The organism is Novosphingobium sp. BL-A-28-Hi1-0D, assembly GCF_055521755.1.
Genome location: NZ_CM145502.1, coordinates 631,345 through 651,129 on the forward strand (window position 1 = coordinate 631,345; position 19,785 = coordinate 651,129).

Here is a 19,785-nt window from a genome sequence, read left to right on the forward strand (position 1 = left end):
TGAGTGAGGATAGAATGACCAAGGCTGCAGACGATACACGCGGAAAGGCACGCCTTCTCGTGTTTATCGCGATTTTGCCGATGATCTTCTCTGCGCTTTCCAACGATGGCTGGAGCAACCTACAGTTGGCCATGTCGTATTTGACCAACGCGCTGGTCAGCGCCGCAGGCTATTACATCGCCACGCAAACGCGCAGATCAATGCAGTCATGGCTCTGGCTTCTGCTCGCCGCTGTCGTTCTCGGCGTTCTGCTGATCCTCTTGCCAGCGCTCAATCATGCTACCGCCTTGACACTCGTCACGCAGGTCATGCTCTGGGCCGGCATGGTCGGGATCGCAGGCGGCGGCGTTTACTGGCTCGAACACGTTGAACCCCGACAGCCATAGCACAAACAAAAACGGCCGGGCTCACCACCCGGCCGCTTCGTATCATTCACCAAATCCAGCTCAGGCCGGCAGCAGCTTGCGCTCCACCGCGATCCGCTGGATCGCCTTCTGCAGCTTCTCGAACGCGCGCACCTCGATCTGGCGAACACGCTCGCGGCTCACATTGTAAACCTGCGAAAGCTCTTCCAGCGTCTTGGGCTCGTCGATCAGGCGGCGGTCCGTCAGGATGTGGCGCTCACGCTCGTTGAGGCTGTCCATCGCCTCGACCAGCAGCTGGTGGCGATAGCTCGCCTCTTCGGCATCGGCGACGGTCTCGTCCTGCAGCGGGCGATCGTCGGTCAGCCAGTCCTGCCACGATCCTTCGCCATCCTCGCGCATCGAGACGTTGAGCGAAGCATCGCCGCCCATCATCATGCGCCGGTTCATGTTGACCACTTCCTGCTCGGGCACACCCAAGTCGGTTGCGATCTTCTTCACGTCATCGGGATGAAGATCCGAATCCTCGAACGCTTCGAGGTTCTTCTTCATCCGGCGAAGGTTGAAGAACAGCTTCTTCTGCGCCGCCGTGGTGCCCATCTTGACCAGGCTCCACGAGCGCAGGATGAACTCCTGCATCGAAGCCTTGATCCACCACATCGCATAGGTGGCAAGACGGAAGCCCCGGTCGGGCTCGAACTTCTTCACGCCCTGCATCAACCCGATGTTGCCTTCGGAGATCAGCTCGCTGACCGGCAGGCCATAGCCGCGATAACCCATGGCGATCTTCGCCACGAGACGCAGGTGGCTCGTCACCAGCTGGGCGGCGGCTTCTGGGTCCTGGTGTTCCTGAAAACGCTTGGCGAGCATGTATTCCTGCTCAGCCGTCAGCACGGGGAACTTGCGGATTTCCGAGAGATAGCGGTTGAGGCTGGCTTCCCCGCCAAGGGCAGGTACTGACACAGCTTTGCGTTCCTCACTCACCTGAACACGTCCTTTCGTTTCGTCGGTTCCCAGATGACGGCCCCCTGATGGGCGGCCGGCGGCGGGACCACTTCAAGCGGAGCCTCTTTACCGGACGACTCCAAAGTCCTCCACTACACCAAACGCATTACGCTTGCATCCTGCCCTTCAGCGCAGAGATCGACGATGAGTTCCCGCATGTCGACGGGCGTCGGGCTGGCGAAATGGTGGGGTGCCCCGGTAACGGGGTGAATGAACCCCAGTTCCGCCGCGTGCAGCGCCTGCCGCGCGAAGCCGAGCCTGAGAAGGATGGGCCGAAGCCGCGATGGTGTACGTCCATATACAGGGTCGCCCAATAGCGGATGGCCGATTGACGCAAGGTGAACGCGCACCTGGTGGGTTCTCCCGGTCTCGAGCCGACACTCCACCAGCGCCGCCCCTTCGAGCGAGGCCAGCGTCCGGTAATGCGTCACCGCATGCTTGCCCCTACCATCCTCCACCAGAGCCATCTTCTTGCGATCATGGCTGGACCGCGCAATCGCCCCGCGCACCGTGCCGGAGGGCGGCACCGGCAACCCCGCCGTCACGCATTTATAGGCGCGCACGATCGAATGATCGGCAAACTGCTTGGCCAGCCCCTCATGCGCCACATCGGTCTTGGCGACGACGAGCAGCCCTGACGTATCCTTGTCGATCCGATGCACGATCCCCGGCCGCGCCACCCCGCCAATGCCGGACAATTGCCCCCGGCAATGATGCAGCAGCGCGTTGACCAGCGTCCCGTCCAGATTCCCCGCCGCCGGATGAACGACCAGCCCCGCCGGCTTGTCCACCACGATCAGCGCATCGTCCTCATAGACGACGGAAAGCGGAATATCCTGCGCTACCGCCTCGGCCGGCGCAGCTTCAGGCACGCGGATTTCAAAGGAGGTGCCCTCGGCCACCTTCACAGAAGCCTGCGACACAACCTTGCCGGAGAGACTGATCCGCCCCTCAGCCAGCAACGCCTTGACCCGCTCCCGCGAAAGCCCCGAGGCATCGGCAAGCGCCTTGTCCAGCCGCTGCCCACCAGCCGCCACAGTCCCGGAAATGATCGTCTCAGCGGCCCCCATCTGTCGGGATATGGGGAGGGCGGAAGTGGGGTGCAAGGAGCAGAATACAAAGCAACGGGCGGACCAAAATCACCGCGCCTCATCTGCGGCGCAGGAGATTATAATTCGGCACAGTTGTTAACTGCGCCTTTGCCTTCAGCTATCAAAAAGTATTGCTCTCGGAGAAAAGTCATGCGAACTTTGTCGTATTCAAGACTTAGAGGATCTTATGGCGACAATTACAGTCCCGGCTGCACAAGCTCGACAGGGTAGCTTAGTTATTCTGGCAACGACGATAAAGGTCAGAGATCTGGTTAGGGATGGATTTTATAGCGTGGACACGCTCGATCCGGAAGATGGCGGGAAGGGGTACCAAAGACTCTTAAACACAGCGCGCGCAAGGCGCTTGGCTGATTACATTGTGGCCGGACAAGATACGAAAGATGCGTTCCTACCCACTTCCGTTTTCTTAGCAACCGACAAAACCCTTTATCCCAACTCAACAAATAATACGGTTACAATTGATACAGATGCCGTGGGTCCATTTAGCGTTGTTGACGGTCAGCACCGCCTTGAGGGCCTAAAGCTTGCCGCCGAGCGCGACAAAAGAGTTTTGGATTTTGAAGTTCCTGTGAATATTGCGACAGGCCTCACTCCTATTGCTCAGATGTGCCACTTTCTTATTGTGAATACTACGCAAAAGAGCGTTGATAAGGCAGTTGAGCAACGAATCGTTGCACGATTAACCGATGCCTTAACCTTTGAAGACATTCCAAGCCTACCGCGATGGATATTGAAAACTGTCGAAAAGGGTGAAGTCGACAAAGCTTTGAAATTAGTCGATTATCTGAACTCCGAACCAGGTTCTCCGTGGCTTGGAAAAGTACAGATGGCTAATGACGATTCCGTAAAGGGAGCAGTCAATCAAAGGTCTTTTGTAAAATCGGTCATTAAGTTTGTACTTACACCGAACAACCCTTTGGGCGCATTCAAAGATTTTGATAAGGAAAAGAAAGCCTTTCTCAATTACTGGAAGGCAATTGCAGCGGTATTAGATGACGGAGAATCGACTACTCTTTATAAGTATAATGGGATTGAGCTTTTTTGTCGGTTCTCAATTCCGTTTTTTACGAGAATGTTTGATAAGAAGAGCTTTACGGTAGACATGATGCAGGGTGCACTTTCCCAATGCTTTGAGGCAATGGATGGAGAATGGGCAGGTGTAGGGCATCCAGAGTTTTGGCACAGTGGGGGGAAATCAAGCTTTTTGAACGCTGCGGCACTTAGTGTGATAGTTCAGGAAATGGCCCTTGCTCTTCACAAAACTGGTTTGTCGACGGACGTAGAACTTTGAACGTAAATAGATTGACCCCCCAGGTAGATGGGTCAGAACACTTTAGTCGAGATAGAGCGAGGTATATCCCAAACACATCGGGTTGCTATGTTTTAGTCACTGTGACCGGACATATTCTATATATCGGCTTGTCAGTGAATCTATCGGTACGGTTTTGCCAACACTTAGACAACCCGAGCAAAACTAAGCCAACGGAGGAAGGCAGGGCGGTCACCTTTTATTGGAGGGTGACGCCAGACTTGGAAAGCACCGAGCGAGCTTGGTTGAATTTGCATCGTATCGTGGAAGGACGTTTGCCGATCTTAAACATCCACGACTCACCGGTTTCGTATTAACTTGTCATGGCAAGATTGGGATCATTGCTTATTCATGCGTCCATTCCCGCTCCCGCTCTGCTTCTGTTGCATTTGCATGAGCTGGTCATGCTTTACTCCAGCAGAGATGGATCACAGACACCTTGACAAAACGAACCATATAGGTTATACGCCCCGCCCACAGGTCAGGAGAGGGCAAAAGGCCAACCCGCTCCTCTCCCTTCGGAGGTTAGGCTTTTGCCGAAGCCTCCGGCGCGATCGGTGCGGCAGGTGCGCGTGGGTTCAATGCGGGGCGTTAAGCCCAGACCCACCGGGCAAACCCTGTCGTTACCCAAGGACAGACAGGACACCCCAGGGCTGATAGCACGGCGCCGAACCCTGAGCGACGCTGCGGATGCGGAACCCGCCATGATTGTGCGACAGTGTCAGCACAAACGACAGGTTCTTTTCACGCAGCCGCTTGCCAAGAAGCCAAGGCAGCCCGCGAGCCGCTGCCAAAGCTTCGTCCTTTCACATATGTCCGCCCTCAGGCTGAGCCGACAAGGGGTCCGGAACCGCCCCCCGGCCACTCGCAACCGGTCCCGCGCCCTCCCCGCGCGTGCCACGACGGCACCGCACCGGTCGCGCGATCTGTGCCTTCCCCCGGCGTTACCGTCCGCACTCGCCAGCGGATGCTTTGCTTTATCGCGTATCCGCGATGCCCACCCCCAGCCCCTCCCGCTTGCGGGAGGGGGTAAGCAACACGCGACCTCAGCTCAAAAGCTCCAAGTCAGCCGCACGATCCCCACCACCGCATCAGCCGCGCGACGGTCGCCGCCGGGCTGGTGCACCCACTGCACGTCAGGCTGCAGCGCCAGCCATGGCGTCAACTGGTCGGCATAAGTCAGCTCCACCACCGTCTCGTTCCCCGGCTCCCCGGCCGCATCGCGCATCGAATCGCGGAAGTGGTTGCTGGTCCAGGCGTGGTGGACGCCGAGCGAGAGCTGGCTGTCGGGCCGCGCAGCCAATGCCGGTGCCATCAACAGCCCGGCCTGAAAACCGCCATGGAACGGCGTGGTGTGCGGATCGGACAGGCCCGCACGCAGGAACGCCGTCACTTGCCGCGCGCCATCGCTGGCCAACAGGTCCCCCTCGATCACCGCATAGGCCCCTTGCGAGGGCTTGCGCAGCGGCGCACCATCGGGGCCGGTCTCGTAACTGTCCTCGGGATTGCGGGTATAGCGCCAGACGCCGACCGTACCGCGCACGCGCCCCTCGCTGCGCCCCGCCTCGCCGATCAGCAGCAGCCCGTCACGGAAGCTGAAGTCCACCCCGCCCCGGTCGCCCAACGTGCTCGCCCGCGCGTTGATCACGCCCAGCCGCACAAACGCCCCGCCCACCGGCACATGAAGCCGCGCCGCCAGCGCGCTCGAAGGGAAAATCGATGGCCCGTTCGGCCCTGTCGCCGCCAATTCCGAGCCGATCCCGAACGGTGGCGCGATCAGCAGGCCCGCCGCATCGTTGGCATAGAACTCGCTGTTCACATCGTAGAGCCCCATGCGCAGCGAGGCACCGCCAGAGCCGATGTCGCGCTCCAGCCACGCCTCGAACAGGCGCAGCCCCGCATCGGGCACTTCGATGTTGTCGACCCCCTGCAAGGTCGCCGCCGCATCGTTGGGCCGGCCTCCACGATTGTCGAGCACGTGGAAATGCGCGCGCGTTCCGCCCCAGCCAATCAACCGCGCCAGATCGAGGTCAGCCGTCAGGTTGACGTTCGAAAGTGCCCGCAGCTTGCGATCTCCCGTGCCCGAGACCAGCCCGGCCACATCGACAATGACTTCCCCTGCAAGGTCAACTGCGGGTGGAGCCGGGGCCTCCTCCTGCGCCGATGCAGGCTGCACCCCCAACGCCAGCAGTGCCGCGCCTGCAAGCCAGCGCCGCCCCGTCATGCCGCCCGCGCCCGCAAGGGTGCAGCTGCGGCCTCCTGCCCGATCTCGAATCGCGAAAGTTGCCGCACCACCTCTTCGATCGAAGCGACGACCGAGCGGCTCGCATTGCTCACCTGATCGGCCACCGCGCTGTTGCTCTGGGTGATCTTCTCGATCTGCTTCGAGGTCGCATCGATCGCGCGCAGCGAGACGTCCTGCTCGCTCGCACCGGCCTCGACCACCTCCATCACCCGGTTGATCTCGTCCATCTGTCCGGTAATCGCGCGCAGGCTCGCCCCGGCATCGCGCACCAGCCGCACGCCATTGCCGATCTCGCCCGAGGCATTGGCGATGAGTTCGTTGATCTCGCGCGCGGCATCGGCGCTGCGCTGGGCCAGCGCGCGCACCTCGTTGGCGACGACAGCAAAGCCCTTGCCCGCATCCCCCGCCCGCGCCGCCTCCACACCGGCGTTGAGCGCGAGCAGGTTGGTCTGGAAGGTGATCCCGTCAATCACGCTGACGATGCTGCCAATCTCCTGCGCCGCGCTTTCGATGCGGTCCATCGCTCCCTCGGCATGCTGGATCACCTCGCCTCCGCGATTGATTTCCTGGCCGACCTGATCGACGGCCGCGCGCGCAGTCGAGACAGCCTCGGTCGAACCTTCGACCCTCAGCGCAAGGCTGGCGATTGCTGCGGCGGTTTCCTCGAGGCTCGCCGCCTGGTTGGCATTGCGGTTCGACAGGTCGCCCGCAGCCCCGCCGATATCGCGCGCCACGTCATGCAGCTTCTCGGTCGAGGTCTTCATCCGGGCGAGCGCCGAGCCAAGCGCGGCGAGCGCTCCGTTGAAATCGCGGCGCAACTGCTCGAACGGTCCGGCGAGCGGCGTGTTCAAACGGAAGGCAAGGTTGCCCGCCGCCAGCTCACTGAGGCCCGCGCCGATCGAGGCGACGATCGCATCGCCCTGCCGTGCGGTCTCGGCCCGCGCCTCGCTTAGGTTGTCGCGCAGTTCGAGCACGGCGCGGGCAAGATCGCCGATCTCGTCGGAACGTCGCTCGCCCTCCATCACCATGTCGAGCCTGCCGTCGGCCATGTCCTGCACGCGTGCGGCAATCGCGATGATCGCATCGACAATGTCTCGCCGGGTCCGGCGTGCCACCCACGCCAGCGAAACCAGCAGGACCACCAGGCTCGCCAAGGCGATCAACCGCGCCTGTGAGGCCACGGAATTGGCTTCGCGCGCGGTTGCCGCCGCATGCGCCTCGACCGCATCGGAGATCTTCGCCATTTCGCCTTCGAGCTGGGTGAAGAGTTGCTGGAAGCGCTGCAACTGCGCGTCATCCGGCACCGCCCCCTGATCCACCGCCCCCATCTCTGCTTTCAGGGCAATGGCACGACTGAGGCCCACGTAATCGCGGAATGCAGCCTCTGCCTGCTGGCGCGCGGCCACGACCTCGGGCGCATCGGTTGCACGCGAAGTCGGAGACATGCGGTTCTCGAACTCGCCGAGGCGCTCCTGCAGTTCCCGCGCGGCCTCTGCCCCATTGATCGCACCGGTCTGGCGTGAGGCGACGATGCTGACGACCTCGCCGCGGATCGCATCATGACCCATGTCGGCTTCCATGTGATCGCGCATAAGGCCGGTCGCTGAATTGAGCTGCGCCATCGCCTGCTCCTGCCGCCACATGCCCCACATGCTCAGCGCCGTGGATGCCAGTGCCCCCAGTCCAAGGACAAGACATCCGATCACCACCTTGCGCTTTATCGATTGGCCATGAACCATCAGACGCTCCGCCGCACGAGACCACCGTGCACGCGGCACGGTCCTCCAACAGCGGGGCATCATGACGGTCAGGCGGAAACATAACGAAAGAGAAGGGCTAGGTATTGCCACGCGCGCAGTTGTCAGGCGACAAAGGATTGCAGTTTACCCGGTGTTTACTGATTGAAGGCGGGTATCGCCACTTGCCACCACCACCTGCAGACCCCACACCTTCCCCATGGCCATGACCATCCAAGAACAGGCCCACGCTACGACCATCACGACCGCCATGGCCTGCGCCCCCCGCGAAGCCTGCGGTCTGCTGCTTGGCACCGGCTCGGAAATCCAGACCGCCGTCCCTACCGCAAACGTCGCCGCAGACCCGGCGCACCATTTCGAGATCGACCCCGCCGCCCTGATCGCCGCGCACAAAGCTGCGCGCCATGGCGGCCCGCAAGTCTTGGGCTATTTCCACTCGCACCCCAACGGCCTCGCCCGCCCTTCCGCTACCGATGCCGCCAGCGCCGCGCGCGACGGCAAGGTCTGGGCCATCGCCGCCCCGGTTAACGACGGAACGTGGGCAATTACGTGTTGGCACGATGGTCCGGACGGGTTCGAAGCGCTTCCCTACACGGTCACGGCTGGCTAAGGCTGGCTTAACGTATTCGTCCTTCAAAAGGCTCGTATCCTGAACATGACCGCATCCGTTCCCGCTCTCGATCTTGCCAGCCTGCTGTGCTCGCGCCTGTGCCATGACCTGCTCAGCCCCGTGGGCGCGCTGTCCAACGGGCTGGAACTGCTGACCGAGGAGCAGGACCCCGAGATGCGCCAGCGCTGCTTCGAACTGCTGGAGCAGAGCGCCAAGGCCTCGGCCGACAAGCTCAAGTTCTTCCGCCTCGCCTTCGGTGCCGCAGGCGGCTTCGGCGATACCGTACCGGTCTCCGAAGCGCGCGCGCTGGTCGATGCACTGGCCGGCAGCAACGGACGCGTGGCGGTGAACTGGATGTTCGGCGTCGATGCCCTGCCCAAGCCTGCGGTCAAGACCTTGCTCAACCTCGCGCTGATCGGGCTCGACGCTCTGGTGCGCGGCGGCACGCTCGACATCGGGGCCGAAGCCAACGGCAGCGCGATCGAGATCGTGGTGCGCGCCGCAGGACAGCGTGTCGCCTTCGATCCCTCGATCGGCGAGGCGCTGGAAGGACGCCTGCGCGGCAGTGAACTCTCGAGCCGCACCGCCCCTGCCGCGATGGTCCAGCAGCTTGCCGCCTCGGTCGGCGGCGGCGTGCAGGTTCACGTGACGGCGGAAAGCCTCGTCATGGGCGCGGTGCTCCCGGTCGGCTGAACAAGGGGCCCGCCCATGCGCCGCTGGCTAGTCCACCGCGAAGTGCCCTCGCCCAACTGGAACGAGCGCAAGCTGCCCGTTTCGATGGTCGTGCTGCATTACACCGGCATGGAGACGGGACAGGCCGCACTTGACCGGCTGTGCGATCCGGCGGCGGAAGTCTCGGCGCACTACATGATCGACGAGGACGGCACAGTCACCGGTCTTGTCGATGAAGACAAGCGGGCGTGGCACGCTGGGCGCTCAAGCTGGCGCGGAATTACCGATGTCAATTCGGCCAGCGTCGGGATCGAGCTGGTCAATCCCGGCCACGAATTCGGTTACCGCCCCTTCCCCGATGCTCAGATCGAGGCGTTGCTGCCGCTGCTCGCAGATATCGTCAAACGCCACAACATCCCCCGCGCCAACGTCGTCGGCCACTCCGACGTCGCCCCGGCGCGCAAGGAAGACCCGGGCGAGCTGTTCCCGTGGGAGCTGCTGGCCCGGCACCGCCTCTGCCTGCCCACGCCCAAGCTCACGATGCGGCTGCTCTATGACAACGAGGCCGCGTTCTTCCTCGCGCTCGAACGCTTCGGCTATGACATCTCGGATCAGCAAGCCGCCGTGCGCGCGTTCCAGCGGCGCTGGCGGCCGCAGCGGATCGACGGGCAGGTCGATGGACAGATCGGCGCGCTGCTTTTCGAACTCCTGTTGGAACGCGATCTGGGTCATGCTAGGTGACCGCTCGCCAGGGGGCCGGGCAGCCGCGTGATCGAAAGATCCCGAGGAAAGTCCGGGCTCCACGAAACAAGGGTGGCGGGTAACGCCCGCCGGGCTTGGGATTAACGTCCCCGGTCAAGGGAAAGTGCCACAGAGAGCAGACCGCCCGATGGTAGCAAGACCAGAGGGTAAGGGTGAAAGGGTGTGGTAAGAGCACACCGCGCGACCGGCAACGGAAGCGGCACGGCAAACCCCACCCGGAGCAAGATCGAATAGGGACTGCGCGTTTCCGAAAGGGAACAGGCCTGTTTCGGGCCAGCAGTCCGGGTTGATTGCTTGAGCGTTCCGGCAACGGTCCGCCTAGAGGAATGGCTGCCAGTGCCGATACGGTCCACGATGGGGCAACCTTGGTGGGATACCGTCGGCGCTACAGAACCCGGCTTACAGGCCCCCTGGCGCTTCAATGGTTTCCTACACGCGCCCAAAGCGTTAGGAAGTGCCCATGTCCGGCGGCCACCACCATCATCACCACCATGACCATGATCATCATGGCCACACCCATGCACCCGCCAGCTTCGGCCGCGCCTTTGCCGTCGGCATCGCGCTGAACCTCGGCTTCGTCGTGGTCGAGGCGGTCTATGGCGTGATCGCAGGCTCCATGGCGCTCGTGGCGGACGCGGGCCACAACCTCTCGGACGTGCTCGGCCTTGTGATCGCCTGGATCGCCAGCGTGCTCGCCGCGCGGCCGCCGTCGGCCCGTTTCACCTATGGCTTCAAGTCCAGTTCGATCCTCGCAGCGCTCGGCAATGCGGCGTTCCTGCTGGTGGCATTGGGCGCGATCCTCGTCGAGACGATCCGCCGCCTGATCGAACCCGAGCCGGTTGCAGGGGGGCCGGTGATGATCGTTGCGGCCATCGGCATCGTGATCAACACCGCCACCGCACTGATGTTCATGCGCGGCCGCCGCCACGACATCAACATCCGCGGCGCCTACTTGCACATGGCGGCAGACGCTGCGGTTTCTGCAGGCGTCGTCGTTGCGGGCCTGTTGATCACGCTGACCGGCGCGCAGTGGATCGATCCGGTGACCAGCCTGGCCATCGTCGGGATCATCGCCATCGGCACCTGGAGCCTGCTCAAGGATTCGCTGCGGATGGGCCTCCACGCCGTGCCACCGGGGATCGACGAGCAGAAGGTGCGCCGTTTCCTCACCGCGCTCAACGGCGTCGAGGCCGTCCACGACCTGCACATCTGGCCGATGAGCACGACCGAGACCGCGCTGACCGCGCATCTTGTCATGCCGGGTGGCCATCCGGGCGACAATTTCCTCCACCAGCTGGCGCACGAGCTGGAGCACGATTTCGGCATCGGCCACGCCACGGTGCAGGTCGAGACGATCGACGGGCACGAGTGCGCGCTACTGCACGATCACGTGATCTGAACAGCCTCACCCGATCCGACCTGACCAAGCGGGCATAGCCCCAAGGGACATGTCGCGGATGACCGCGCGAAGGTCCATTTCCGGTCTCGGAGACGTTCCAACCGGGCCAGAATTACCCCTCCGACCCGGTTCCTCCCTTGGACCTTCGGCTACTCGTTCCCTTCGGCCGGGGTCATTCTTCTAAAGGCGCGCTGCCCCACGCAGCGCGCCTTTTTTTCGTTTTACATTTTGCAATCAATGACATGCCCCAAGGGTCATGTGGAATGCAGCGCGGGCTGCACCACCTTCAGGCGTGGACGGGCAGGCCGGCAGCCCCAAGTGACGCGCCGGACAAACGCATGTTTCCTGCAAGGAGTTACCGATGACCCGCAAGTTCATGATCGCCGCGCTCGCGGCCACCGCAGCCACCGCCGCACCTGTGTTCGTCGCGCCCGCCTGGGCCAACCATCACGAAGAAACCAAGATGGTCGGCGGCGCCGCCATGTACCCGACCAAGACCATTGTCGAGAACGCGGTGAACTCGGCCGACCACACCACGCTGGTTGCCGCAGTGAAGGCCGCAGGGCTGGTCGACACGCTGAACAGCGCCGGCCCCTTCACCGTCTTCGCCCCCACCAACGCCGCCTTCGCCAAGCTGCCCGCAGGCACCGTCGACACGCTGCTGAAGCCTGAAAACAAGGCGACGCTTGCCAAGATCCTCACCTACCACGTCGTCGCAGGCAAGGTCTCGGCGGCAGACCTCGTCGCCAGGATCAAGGCCGATGGCGGCAAGACCGCGCTGACCACCGTCTCAGGCGGCAAGCTCACCGCCTCGCTGATGGGCGATACCGTCATGCTGACCGACGAAAAGGGCGGCATGGCCCACGTGACCCAGGCCGACGTGTTCCAGAAGAATGGCGTGATCCACGTGACCGACGCGGTCTCGCTGCCGAACTGAGGTAGCAGAGCCCTTCTCCCCTCCCGCTTGCGGGAGGGGAGAAGGGCAAAAGAAAAGGGCGGGTGCCACACAGGCCCCGCCCTTTTTCATGCCTGTCGCCCGAAGCTCAGCCTGCTGGGAGAAAGCGCATCATCTTGGCCTTGAGCAGGTTGACCAGCGCTGGGTCCATGAACTCGTAGTCATCGGGAATGTCGAGGCAGATCACGCGCTGGCCAGAAAGCGCCGCGCGGAACTTGCGCTGCAGCTTGTTGCGATGCGCCTTTTCCATCACCACGATCACGTCCGCCCAGCTTACGAGTTCGGCGGTCAGCGGGTTCTCGGCATCGTTGTTGGTACCAGCGGAGTCCACCTCGATGCCCGGCCAGCCGCTGAATATCTGCTCAGCCGTGGGACTGCGCAGGCGGTTCTGGCTGCAGACGAAGAGATAGCGCTTCATGCGCAGGTTCCGGAAGCTGGCCCGCCTGCTGTCCATGACGGCCTGTCTGAGGGCCAGACCGAAGGGACAGCAGCGGTATCAGGTTGACCCGATCAGGCAGCCTCTTCCTTGCCCTTGTGGACGCGGACGGGTTCCTTGCGGCCTTCGACGACGTCCTTGTCGACGACGACTTCGGCAATGTCGGTTTCGGTCGGCACGTCGAACATGGTGTCGAGCAGCAGGCCTTCGACGATCGAGCGAAGCCCGCGCGCACCGGTCTTGCGTTCGATGGCCTTCTTGGCGATCGCCTCGAGCGCGTCGTCGGTGAAGGTAAGGGCCACGTCTTCCAGCTCGAACAGCTTGGCGTACTGCTTGACCAGCGCGTTCTTCGGCTCCTTGAGGATCTGGACCAGCGCCTCGATGTCGAGGTCGTTGAGCGTCGCGATCACCGGCAGGCGGCCCACGAACTCGGGGATCAGGCCGAACTTGAGCAGGTCTTCGGGCTCTGCCTTCTGCAGCAGCTCGCCAACCTTGCGCTTATCGGGATCGGCGACATGCGCGCCGAAGCCGATCGAGCGCTTCTGCAGGCGGTCCGAGATGATCTTCTCGAGGCCCGCGAAAGCGCCACCGCAGATGAACAGGATGTTCGTGGTGTCGACCTGCAGGAATTCCTGCTGCGGATGCTTGCGCCCGCCCTGCGGCGGCACCGAAGCGGTGGTGCCTTCCATCAGCTTGAGCAGCGCCTGTTGCACGCCTTCGCCCGAAACGTCACGCGTGATCGAGGGGTTCTCGGCCTTGCGGCTGATCTTGTCGATCTCGTCGATGTAGACGATGCCGTGCTGCGCCTTCTCGACATTGTAGTCGGAAGCCTGGAGCAGCTTGAGGATGATGTTTTCCACGTCCTCGCCCACGTAACCGGCTTCGGTCAGCGTGGTGGCATCGGCCATGGTGAAGGGCACGTCGAAGGTCTTGGCCAGCGTCTGCGCGAGCAGGGTCTTGCCGCAGCCGGTGGGGCCGACGAGCAGGATGTTCGACTTCGAAAGCTCGACCTCGCCGCCCTTGCCGCTGTGCTTCAAGCGCTTGTAGTGGTTGTGGACGGCCACCGACAGCACGCGCTTGGCGCGGTCCTGCCCGATCACGTAATCGTTCAGAGTCTCGAAGATGTCGCGCGGGGTTGGTACGCCGCCATCCTTCTTGCCAGCGATGCCGGCCTTGGTCTCTTCACGGATGATGTCGTTGCACAGCTCGACGCATTCATCGCAGATGAACACGGTCGGCCCGGCAATGAGCTTGCGCACCTCATGCTGAGATTTGCCGCAGAAGCTGCAGTACAGGGTGCTCTTGGTATCCGATCCGGAAAGCTTGGTCATTCGTCCATCCCAGGCGCCTCTCCACGAGAGGCGGGCCCGATCATCCTACTACCCCAAGGGCATTAATCAACCGGACTCGATTACAGTATCGCATTCCTAGGGGGCAAAGCCTTTCGCTGGGCTTAAGGCCCTGCCCCTCAGGGATATTCCTTATGCAGGCGCGCCGCCCGAGCCTTCCTCGCCACCGACAGAATCGGTTGCGGGGCGCGACTCGAAGACCTTGTCGACAAGACCGAACTTCAGCGCTTCCTCGGCTTCGAGGAAAGTGTCGCGGTCCATCGCCTTCTCGATCTCGTCGAGCGAGCGGCCGGTAAACTTGACGTAAAGGTCGTTCATCCGCTTGCGGATGCGCAGGATCTCGCGCGCCTGGATCTCGATGTCCGAGGCCATGCCGCGCGCGCCGCCCGAGGGCTGGTGGACCATGATGCGGGCGTTGGGCAGCGCGATGCGCATGCCCGGCTCACCGGCGGCAAGCAGGAACGAACCCATCGACGCAGCCTGGCCGATGCACACGGTCGACACGCGCGGGCGGATGTACTGCATGGTGTCGTAGATCGCGAGACCCGCCGTTACCACGCCGCCCGGCGAGTTGATGTACATCGAAATGTCCTTCGAGGGATTTTCCGACTCGAGGAACAGCAACTGGGCGATGATCACCGAGGCCATGTGATCCTCGACCTCGCCGGTCACGAAGATGATGCGTTCGCGCAGCAGGCGCGAATAGATGTCGAAGCTGCGTTCGCCACGGCTCGATTGCTCGACCACCACCGGAATCAAAGCGCCGGTCACGGGATCGTGGGTGAACTTGCCCTGGGCTCCATAAACACTGGCGCCGGAAGCGCCGAACAGGTCGAGCATGGGAATCCTCATCTGGTTAGACCTCGCTATGTCGCGTGCCACGGCGCGATGTTCAAGGGCATTAACGGCGATTCCGGGGATTTGCGTGGGGAAAGCCTGCCCGCGACCAGCCCGAAGGGGAAGGTAACCGCTCGGCAGCAGGCAAGTTAGTCTGCCGCTGAAGGGAGCAGACGATGGGCATGAGCGAGATTGCAAGTGGGTGGAGCCGCCTGTCACTCGGGCTCAACGTGCTCGTTCTGGTGCCGGTCTGCCTCTCGCTTGTCGGCAAGGCAGCGTGGTGCGACATTGCCTACGGACCGGACAGCCCGGCACGCGGCATTCTCCTGTCGATATACCTTGCGATCCTCGTCGCCTCGATCGGTCTGCTGTTCAGACCTTTGCCCGCTGCTATCCTCGCCCTGCTTGCGGTGCAGGTGATCTACAAGGTGACCACGCCGTTCACTGTCGGCACAGTCTTCAACCCCGTAGTGGCGAGCAATCTGGCGATTGCGCTGGTCCATGCCACCACGATCCTCTTGCTTGTGCGCTCGGCCGATCTCGCACGCTGAACAAGGCGCTTGCCGCACTGCGCAAGTTTGCGCCAAGCTTTGAGAAACTGGAGAGAATTGCGATGCGCCTGACCCGTCTTGCCTTGCTTGCCACCGCGTTCGCCGCCTTGCCCGTGCAGGCCCAGACCGTCTCCGACTATCTCGCGCGGATAGCCGCCGTGGACGACGCAGGGCCGCAGCTCAATGCGGTGCTGGCGATCAATCCCGATGCCGCGAAGGAGGAAGCGGCGGCCAAGGCGATCAAGGGGCCACTTTCGGGTAAGGTCCTTCTGATAAAGGACAACGTCGAAGTGGCAGGACCTCTGCCGACCACCGCGGGCAGCCTTGCGCTCAAGGACAGCGTGACCGGCCGCGATGCGCCGCTGGTGGCGCGGCTGCGCAAGGCGGGCGTGGTGATCCTGGGCAAGACCAACCTTTCGGAATGGGCCAACATCCGCTCGTCCTCCTCGTCCAGCGGCTGGAGCGCGGTCGGCGGGCAGACGAAGAACCCTCATGCGATTGATCGCACGCCCTGCGGCTCGTCTTCGGGCAGCGGGTCCGCCATTGCAGCGGGTCTGGCCTGGGCGGCCATCGGCACCGAGACGGACGGCTCGATCACTTGCCCAGCATCGGTCAACGGCATCGTCGGGTTCAAGCCCACCGTGGGCATGGTCAGCCGCACCCATGTCGTGCCGATCAGCCACAGCCAGGACACGGCAGGGCCGATGACCCGCAGCGTTGCCGATGCCGCGCTGCTGATGAACGCGCTTGCCGGGACCGACCCAGCCGACGCCGCGACTGCCGAGGCCGACAGGCGCAAGACCGACTTCACCTCAGGCCTTGCCGCAGCCACCTTAAAGGGCGTGCGGATCGGCGTTCTGCGCAAGCAGGCGGGCAACCACCCTGCTCTGCTGGCCCTGTTCGACAAGGCGCTGGCCGACATGAAGGCGGCGGGCGCGGAACTTGTCGAGATCCAGTACGACGCACCGCCCGAGATGGGCCGCGATGAATTCACAGTGCTCCTCTACGAACTGCGCGAGGACATGGGCGCCTACCTGCGCTCGCTGCCCAAGGCGGGGCCGAAAACGCTGGCCGACCTGATCGCCTTCAACAAGGCGCACCCCGAAGAGCTGCGCTGGTTCGGGCAGGACGTGTTCGAACAGGCCGATGCGACGACCGACAAGGCGGCCTATGAGGCGGCGCGGGCCAACTCGCTCCAGCTTGCAGGCGCCGAGGGCATCAACAAGCTGCTGCACGACAACAAGGTGAGCTTCCTAGTCGCGCCGACCGAGGGGCCCGCATGGCCGATCGACCTCGTGCTGGGCGATCACTTCGTCGGCGTGGGCGCGGGCAACCTCGCCGCGATTGCCGGATACCCGCACCTCTCGGTGCCGATGGGCGCGGTGGAAGGCCTGCCGATCGGCCTTTCGATCATGGGCGCCAAGTGGGACGACAAGCGGGTGCTGGAAGCAGGCGCGGCCTATGAACGGGCGCGGACGAGCGCGGTGCCGGTGCCTTCGTTCAGGCGCTGGGGGGAGTGACCGAGGCCTGAAGCGCTTCGAGAGCCTCAAATTGTGATTGCAGGGCGCGCTGGCGGGCATCGGCGCGGGCTAGGCGGGTGCGCTCCTGCGCGGTCTGTCGCTTGAAAATGCGCCAGAACGCGAGCGTCCGAGCCGTGCTGCGCAGCCAGTCGCCGATGACATCCAGTAACCCGCTGCCGCGCATTTGCGTGGGGGCACGCGAGCGCAGCAGCGGGGCGGTGTCGGCCAGATTGGAGGAGTGGGTGGCCGACACGGGTTGAGGGACGACAGGCGGCAGTTCCGGCTGCATCGCCAGTGCACGGTCAAGCAGGTCGATCGTGGTCATGGTGGCCGGAAAATCCCTAGCTGGCGCTTCCTTGGCTGATGGGACCGCAGCAACGGCCGGTGCAGTGGCCGGCGCCTCCTCGCGGGAGGCTTTCCTGGCAGCGGCAGGCTTGCGCGCCGGGGTTTTGCGCGGGGACGGCGGACGGCGCTTTCTGGCCGCGCTCTTGCCCTTGGCGACCTTGCGGGGCTTTTTCGGTACGGGTGCGGCCTCGGGGGCGGGTGCTTCGGGCCAGGGCACGCTGGCGATGACCGCGCCGCGCCGCACGGGCAGGATCAGGTGCTCGGGAAAGGCGGGCGGATTGGGCTGGCGCAGCAGGAACGCCGGTTCGCGCCGACCATGGGTTGGCACGTTAGATCTGGGCACTTTCCCCTTGGCCGAGGACCGTGGCGGGCGAGGACGTGAGGCGACGCGATTGCGAACGGTGTGCATGGCAGTTCCCCCAGACGAGGTTCCTTGCCGATGGATGATCACACACAGCGACTCGGGCGCGAAGTGGAGAAGGATCGGAAACCGAGCGACCGGCAGTTTTCTTAAGCAATTACGCATTCAAGCGGCGCGAAACTACGTAGTTTGCTGGCCCAAAACGCCAACGGCCCGGCGTGCCGAAGCAGCCGGGCCGTCCGATATCCAGCCCCGTCGGGCCGGATCAATCCGATATGGAGATCAGCCCTCGGCCTTCTTCTTTGCCGGAGCCTTCTTCTTGGGAGCGGGCGCTTCTTCAGCAGCCGCTTCCGCAGCAGGGCCTTCCTCGGCGGCCTTCTTCTTGGGAGCAGCCTTCTTCTTCGGCGCTTCCTCGGCTGCAGGAACAGCGGCTTCTTCAGCCGGAGCGTCTTCCTTGGCAGACTTCTTCTTGGCCGGAGCCTTCTTCGCAGGCTTTGCCGCAGCGGCAGCAGCGCCTTCGTCGGCTTCGATTGCGGCCTGCAGCTCTTCCTTGGTCACTTCCCGCTCGGTGACTTCGGCCTTGTCGAACAAGAAGTCGACGACCTTGTCCTCATAGAGCGGCGCGCGCAGTTGGGCGGCGGCAAGCGGTTCGGAACGGACGTAGTCGACGAAGCGCTGGCGATCCTGTTCGCGGTACTGCTGGGCCGCCTGGCGGATCAGCATTTCCATTTCCTGAGACGTGACGACGACGCCGTTGGCCTGGCCGATTTCCGACAGGAGCAGGCCGAGGCGCACGCGGCGTTCGGCGATCTTGCGGTAATCGTCCTTCTCGGCCTCGATTTCCTTGAGGGCCTCTTCCGGGTTCTCTTCGTTCTGGGCTTCCTGCTGAAGCTGGGCCCAGATCTGCTCGAACTCGGCATCGACCATCGAAGGCGGCACGGCAAAATCGTGACCTGCGGCAAGCTGATCGAGCAGCGCGCGCTTCATCTGGGTGCGGGTCAGGCCGGCAGTTTCCTGCTCGAGCTGGCCACGCAGCAGGGTCTTGAGCTGCTCGAGGCTTTCGAGGCCGAGCATCTTGGCGAATTCGTCGTTGGCTTCGAATTCGCCGGGGTTCTTCACCGCCTTGACCTTGATGTCGAAGGTGGCTTCCTTGCCCTTGAGGTTTTCGGCCGGATAGTCTTCCGGGAAGGTCACGGTGATGACGGTTTCGTCACCGGCCTTCACGCCGACGAGCTGTTCTTCAAAGCCTGGGATGAAGCGGCCCGCGCCGAGTTCCAGCGGGGTGTCTTCAGCCGCGCCACCTTCGAAGGCAACGCCATCGACCTTGCCGAGGAAGTCGATGATGATCTGGTCGCCGTCCTTGGCCTTCGCGCCCTTCTTGGCGTCGGTGAAGGACTTCTGGCCTGCGCCGATGCGGGCGACGGCTTCGTCGACTTCGGCTTCCGTCACGGGAACGACCAGCTTTTCAAGCTTCAGGCCATCGAGCGCAGGTGCTTCGATCTGGGGCAGAACTTCCAGCTCCACTGTCAGCTCGGCGTCCTTGCCCTGGTCATAGCCTTCGCCGAGCGAGACGGCGGGCTGCATCGCGGGGCGCAGCTTGTTGTCGGCCACCAGCTTGTCCATCGCTTCACGGATGGTGGTGTTCAGCGCTTCCTGATGAAGCTGCGCGCCGTGCATCTTGCGCACGAGGTTGGCGGGGACCTTGCCGGGGCGGAAGCCGGGCATCTTGATCTGCGGCGCGATCTTCTTGACCTCACCCTCGACCCGGGCGGCAATGTCGCTGGCGGGGATGGTGACGGTGTAGGCGCGCTTCAGGCCCTCGTTGGTGGTTTCGACGATCTGCATCCTGATCCAACTTTCATATCTGTCACGCGCATGCTGACGCGGAAAAAGCTGACTCGGACGCCGGCGCGCGGACTGGTGCGGGCGAAGGGACTCGAACCCCCACATCTTGCGATGGCAGGACCTAAACCTGCTGCGTCTACCAGTTCCGCCACGCCCGCATCCGGCGAAAAGCGAGCGGTGCCCCTATCGCAGTGGCTTGAAAAGGGCAAGCGCCTTGGATTTGGGGTGTGGAATGACCGTTTCAACTCTTCGTCATTGCGAGGAGGCGAAGCCGACGAAGCAATCCAGAGCGCCACGCAAACCGCTCTGGATGCTTCGCGCCGCTCGCAATGACGAGCTTTGGGGAGGCGCCG

19 protein-coding genes, 1 tRNA gene and 1 other RNA gene are annotated in these 19,785 nt (G+C 63.2%); 11 read left to right on the plus strand and 10 right to left on the minus strand.

Annotated features, from left to right (window positions below; all coding sequences use genetic code 11):
- Nucleotides 1-14 precede the first annotated feature (14 nt).
- Nucleotides 15-386 (plus strand): hypothetical protein, encoded by a 372-nt coding sequence (locus ACZ1JW_RS03135; protein WP_465141916.1) that lies wholly within the window; start codon nucleotides 15-17, stop codon nucleotides 384-386.
- A gap of 60 nt (nucleotides 387-446) precedes the next feature.
- Here the strand turns inward: ACZ1JW_RS03135 and rpoH are convergent, their stop codons facing one another.
- Entirely contained in the window at nucleotides 447-1,346 is a 900-nt protein-coding gene (rpoH, locus tag ACZ1JW_RS03140) for an RNA polymerase sigma factor RpoH (protein ID WP_465124927.1), read from the minus strand.
- 113 nt (nucleotides 1,347-1,459) lie between these two features.
- On the minus strand, nucleotides 1,460-2,437 hold the full coding sequence (locus ACZ1JW_RS03145; protein WP_465141917.1) for an RluA family pseudouridine synthase: 978 nt from the start codon (nucleotides 2,435-2,437) through the stop codon (nucleotides 1,460-1,462).
- 208 nt (nucleotides 2,438-2,645) lie between these two features.
- On the opposite strand from ACZ1JW_RS03145, the gene ACZ1JW_RS03150 reads away from it, so the two are divergent.
- Both ACZ1JW_RS03150 and ACZ1JW_RS03155 read left to right on the plus strand, forming a co-directional pair.
- Complete coding sequence (locus tag ACZ1JW_RS03150) at nucleotides 2,646-3,770, plus strand: DGQHR domain-containing protein (RefSeq protein ID WP_465141918.1); 1,125 nt, start codon at nucleotides 2,646-2,648, stop codon at nucleotides 3,768-3,770.
- A gap of 134 nt (nucleotides 3,771-3,904) precedes the next feature.
- Nucleotides 3,905-4,105: a hypothetical protein gene (locus tag ACZ1JW_RS03155; protein WP_465142824.1), complete on the plus strand. Its 201-nt coding sequence runs from the start codon at nucleotides 3,905-3,907 to the stop codon at nucleotides 4,103-4,105.
- Nucleotides 4,106-4,839: 734 nt separating this feature from the next.
- On the opposite strand, the gene ACZ1JW_RS03160 is transcribed toward ACZ1JW_RS03155, so the two are convergent.
- Both ACZ1JW_RS03160 and ACZ1JW_RS03165 read right to left on the minus strand, forming a co-directional pair.
- Nucleotides 4,840-6,012 carry a carbohydrate porin gene (locus ACZ1JW_RS03160; protein ID WP_465141919.1) on the minus strand — a complete coding sequence of 391 codons (1,173 nt, stop codon included), beginning with the start codon at nucleotides 6,010-6,012 and terminating at the stop codon, nucleotides 4,840-4,842.
- Complete coding sequence (locus ACZ1JW_RS03165) at nucleotides 6,009-7,772, minus strand: methyl-accepting chemotaxis protein (protein ID WP_465141920.1); 1,764 nt, start codon at nucleotides 7,770-7,772, stop codon at nucleotides 6,009-6,011. The genes ACZ1JW_RS03160 and ACZ1JW_RS03165 overlap by 4 nt, the downstream gene beginning before the upstream one ends.
- A 217-nt stretch (nucleotides 7,773-7,989) precedes the next feature.
- Here ACZ1JW_RS03165 and ACZ1JW_RS03170 point away from each other — a divergent pair, with 217 nt between their 5' ends.
- The 6 genes from ACZ1JW_RS03170 (at nucleotide 7,990) to ACZ1JW_RS03195 (ending at nucleotide 12,170) form a co-directional block, all read left to right on the plus strand.
- A complete protein-coding gene (locus ACZ1JW_RS03170; protein ID WP_465141921.1) occupies nucleotides 7,990-8,400 on the plus strand; it encodes a M67 family metallopeptidase in 411 nt (136 codons plus the stop codon).
- A 45-nt stretch (nucleotides 8,401-8,445) separates the two neighbouring features.
- Nucleotides 8,446-9,093 (plus strand): histidine phosphotransferase family protein, encoded by a 648-nt coding sequence (locus ACZ1JW_RS03175; RefSeq protein ID WP_465141922.1) that lies wholly within the window; start codon nucleotides 8,446-8,448, stop codon nucleotides 9,091-9,093.
- A 15-nt stretch (nucleotides 9,094-9,108) separates the two neighbouring features.
- The gene (locus tag ACZ1JW_RS03180; protein ID WP_465124920.1) at nucleotides 9,109-9,813 is read left to right on the plus strand and encodes an N-acetylmuramoyl-L-alanine amidase; all 705 of its coding nucleotides are present in this window, start codon (nucleotides 9,109-9,111) and stop codon (nucleotides 9,811-9,813) included.
- Nucleotides 9,814-9,820: 7 nt separating this feature from the next.
- Nucleotides 9,821-10,252, plus strand: an RNA gene (gene rnpB, locus ACZ1JW_RS03185) — RNase P RNA component class A.
- A 42-nt stretch (nucleotides 10,253-10,294) separates the two neighbouring features.
- Nucleotides 10,295-11,233: a cation diffusion facilitator family transporter gene (locus tag ACZ1JW_RS03190; protein ID WP_465141923.1), complete on the plus strand. Its 939-nt coding sequence runs from the start codon at nucleotides 10,295-10,297 to the stop codon at nucleotides 11,231-11,233.
- 361 nt (nucleotides 11,234-11,594) lie between these two features.
- Nucleotides 11,595-12,170, plus strand: a complete 576-nt coding sequence (locus ACZ1JW_RS03195; RefSeq protein WP_465141924.1) for a fasciclin domain-containing protein — start codon at nucleotides 11,595-11,597, stop codon at nucleotides 12,168-12,170.
- A gap of 106 nt (nucleotides 12,171-12,276) precedes the next feature.
- On the opposite strand, the gene ACZ1JW_RS03200 is transcribed toward ACZ1JW_RS03195, so the two are convergent.
- From ACZ1JW_RS03200 to clpP, 3 genes are all read right to left on the minus strand, one after another.
- On the minus strand, nucleotides 12,277-12,606 hold the full coding sequence (locus ACZ1JW_RS03200; RefSeq protein ID WP_465141925.1) for a low molecular weight protein tyrosine phosphatase family protein: 330 nt from the start codon (nucleotides 12,604-12,606) through the stop codon (nucleotides 12,277-12,279).
- Nucleotides 12,607-12,698: 92 nt separating this feature from the next.
- Nucleotides 12,699-13,955 carry an ATP-dependent Clp protease ATP-binding subunit ClpX gene (gene clpX, locus ACZ1JW_RS03205; RefSeq protein WP_144902693.1) on the minus strand — a complete coding sequence of 419 codons (1,257 nt, stop codon included), beginning with the start codon at nucleotides 13,953-13,955 and terminating at the stop codon, nucleotides 12,699-12,701.
- Between the two features lie 150 nt (nucleotides 13,956-14,105).
- A complete protein-coding gene (gene clpP, locus ACZ1JW_RS03210) occupies nucleotides 14,106-14,813 on the minus strand; it encodes an ATP-dependent Clp endopeptidase proteolytic subunit ClpP (RefSeq protein ID WP_465126461.1) in 708 nt (235 codons plus the stop codon).
- Nucleotides 14,814-14,992: 179 nt separating this feature from the next.
- Here clpP and ACZ1JW_RS03215 point away from each other — a divergent pair, with 179 nt between their 5' ends.
- Together ACZ1JW_RS03215 and ACZ1JW_RS03220 are read left to right on the plus strand one after the other, a co-directional pair.
- Complete coding sequence (locus ACZ1JW_RS03215; protein WP_465124916.1) at nucleotides 14,993-15,361, plus strand: hypothetical protein; 369 nt, start codon at nucleotides 14,993-14,995, stop codon at nucleotides 15,359-15,361.
- Nucleotides 15,362-15,423: 62 nt separating this feature from the next.
- Nucleotides 15,424-16,881, plus strand: a complete 1,458-nt coding sequence (locus ACZ1JW_RS03220; RefSeq protein WP_465141926.1) for an amidase — start codon at nucleotides 15,424-15,426, stop codon at nucleotides 16,879-16,881.
- Here the strand turns inward: ACZ1JW_RS03220 and ACZ1JW_RS03225 are convergent.
- The 3 genes from ACZ1JW_RS03225 to ACZ1JW_RS03235 form a co-directional block, all read right to left on the minus strand.
- Nucleotides 16,862-17,569, minus strand: coding sequence for a hypothetical protein (locus ACZ1JW_RS03225; protein WP_465124914.1), 708 nt, complete (start codon nucleotides 17,567-17,569; stop codon nucleotides 16,862-16,864). The two genes, ACZ1JW_RS03220 and ACZ1JW_RS03225, sit on opposite strands and share 20 nt — an antisense overlap.
- A 300-nt stretch (nucleotides 17,570-17,869) precedes the next feature.
- The gene (gene tig, locus ACZ1JW_RS03230) at nucleotides 17,870-19,432 is read right to left on the minus strand and encodes a trigger factor (protein ID WP_465141927.1); all 1,563 of its coding nucleotides are present in this window, start codon (nucleotides 19,430-19,432) and stop codon (nucleotides 17,870-17,872) included.
- A gap of 73 nt (nucleotides 19,433-19,505) precedes the next feature.
- A tRNA-Leu gene (locus ACZ1JW_RS03235) sits at nucleotides 19,506-19,590 on the minus strand.
- Nucleotides 19,591-19,785: the final 195 nt, after the last annotated feature.

Bases quoted from the DNA above. Each gene is read 5' to 3' on its own strand.
- ACZ1JW_RS03135 (WP_465141916.1), top strand. From the start codon at position 15: ATGACCAAGGCTGCAGACGATACACGCGGAAAGGCACGCCTTCTCGTG.
- ACZ1JW_RS03145 (WP_465141917.1), bottom strand. From the start codon at position 2,437: ATGGGGGCCGCTGAGACGATCATTTCCGGGACTGTGGCGGCTGGTGGG.
- ACZ1JW_RS03150 (WP_465141918.1), top strand. From the start codon at position 2,646: ATGGCGACAATTACAGTCCCGGCTGCACAAGCTCGACAGGGTAGCTTA.
- ACZ1JW_RS03160 (WP_465141919.1), bottom strand. From the start codon at position 6,012: ATGACGGGGCGGCGCTGGCTTGCAGGCGCGGCACTGCTGGCGTTGGGG.
- ACZ1JW_RS03165 (WP_465141920.1), bottom strand. From the start codon at position 7,772: ATGGTTCATGGCCAATCGATAAAGCGCAAGGTGGTGATCGGATGTCTT.
- ACZ1JW_RS03170 (WP_465141921.1), top strand. From the start codon at position 7,990: ATGGCCATGACCATCCAAGAACAGGCCCACGCTACGACCATCACGACC.
- ACZ1JW_RS03175 (WP_465141922.1), top strand. From the start codon at position 8,446: ATGACCGCATCCGTTCCCGCTCTCGATCTTGCCAGCCTGCTGTGCTCG.
- ACZ1JW_RS03180 (WP_465124920.1), top strand. From the start codon at position 9,109: ATGCGCCGCTGGCTAGTCCACCGCGAAGTGCCCTCGCCCAACTGGAAC.
- ACZ1JW_RS03190 (WP_465141923.1), top strand. From the start codon at position 10,295: ATGTCCGGCGGCCACCACCATCATCACCACCATGACCATGATCATCAT.
- ACZ1JW_RS03195 (WP_465141924.1), top strand. From the start codon at position 11,595: ATGACCCGCAAGTTCATGATCGCCGCGCTCGCGGCCACCGCAGCCACC.
- ACZ1JW_RS03200 (WP_465141925.1), bottom strand. From the start codon at position 12,606: ATGAAGCGCTATCTCTTCGTCTGCAGCCAGAACCGCCTGCGCAGTCCC.
- clpX (WP_144902693.1), bottom strand. From the start codon at position 13,955: ATGACCAAGCTTTCCGGATCGGATACCAAGAGCACCCTGTACTGCAGC.
- clpP (WP_465126461.1), bottom strand. From the start codon at position 14,813: ATGCTCGACCTGTTCGGCGCTTCCGGCGCCAGTGTTTATGGAGCCCAG.
- ACZ1JW_RS03215 (WP_465124916.1), top strand. From the start codon at position 14,993: ATGAGCGAGATTGCAAGTGGGTGGAGCCGCCTGTCACTCGGGCTCAAC.
- ACZ1JW_RS03220 (WP_465141926.1), top strand. From the start codon at position 15,424: ATGCGCCTGACCCGTCTTGCCTTGCTTGCCACCGCGTTCGCCGCCTTG.
- tig (WP_465141927.1), bottom strand. From the start codon at position 19,432: ATGCAGATCGTCGAAACCACCAACGAGGGCCTGAAGCGCGCCTACACC.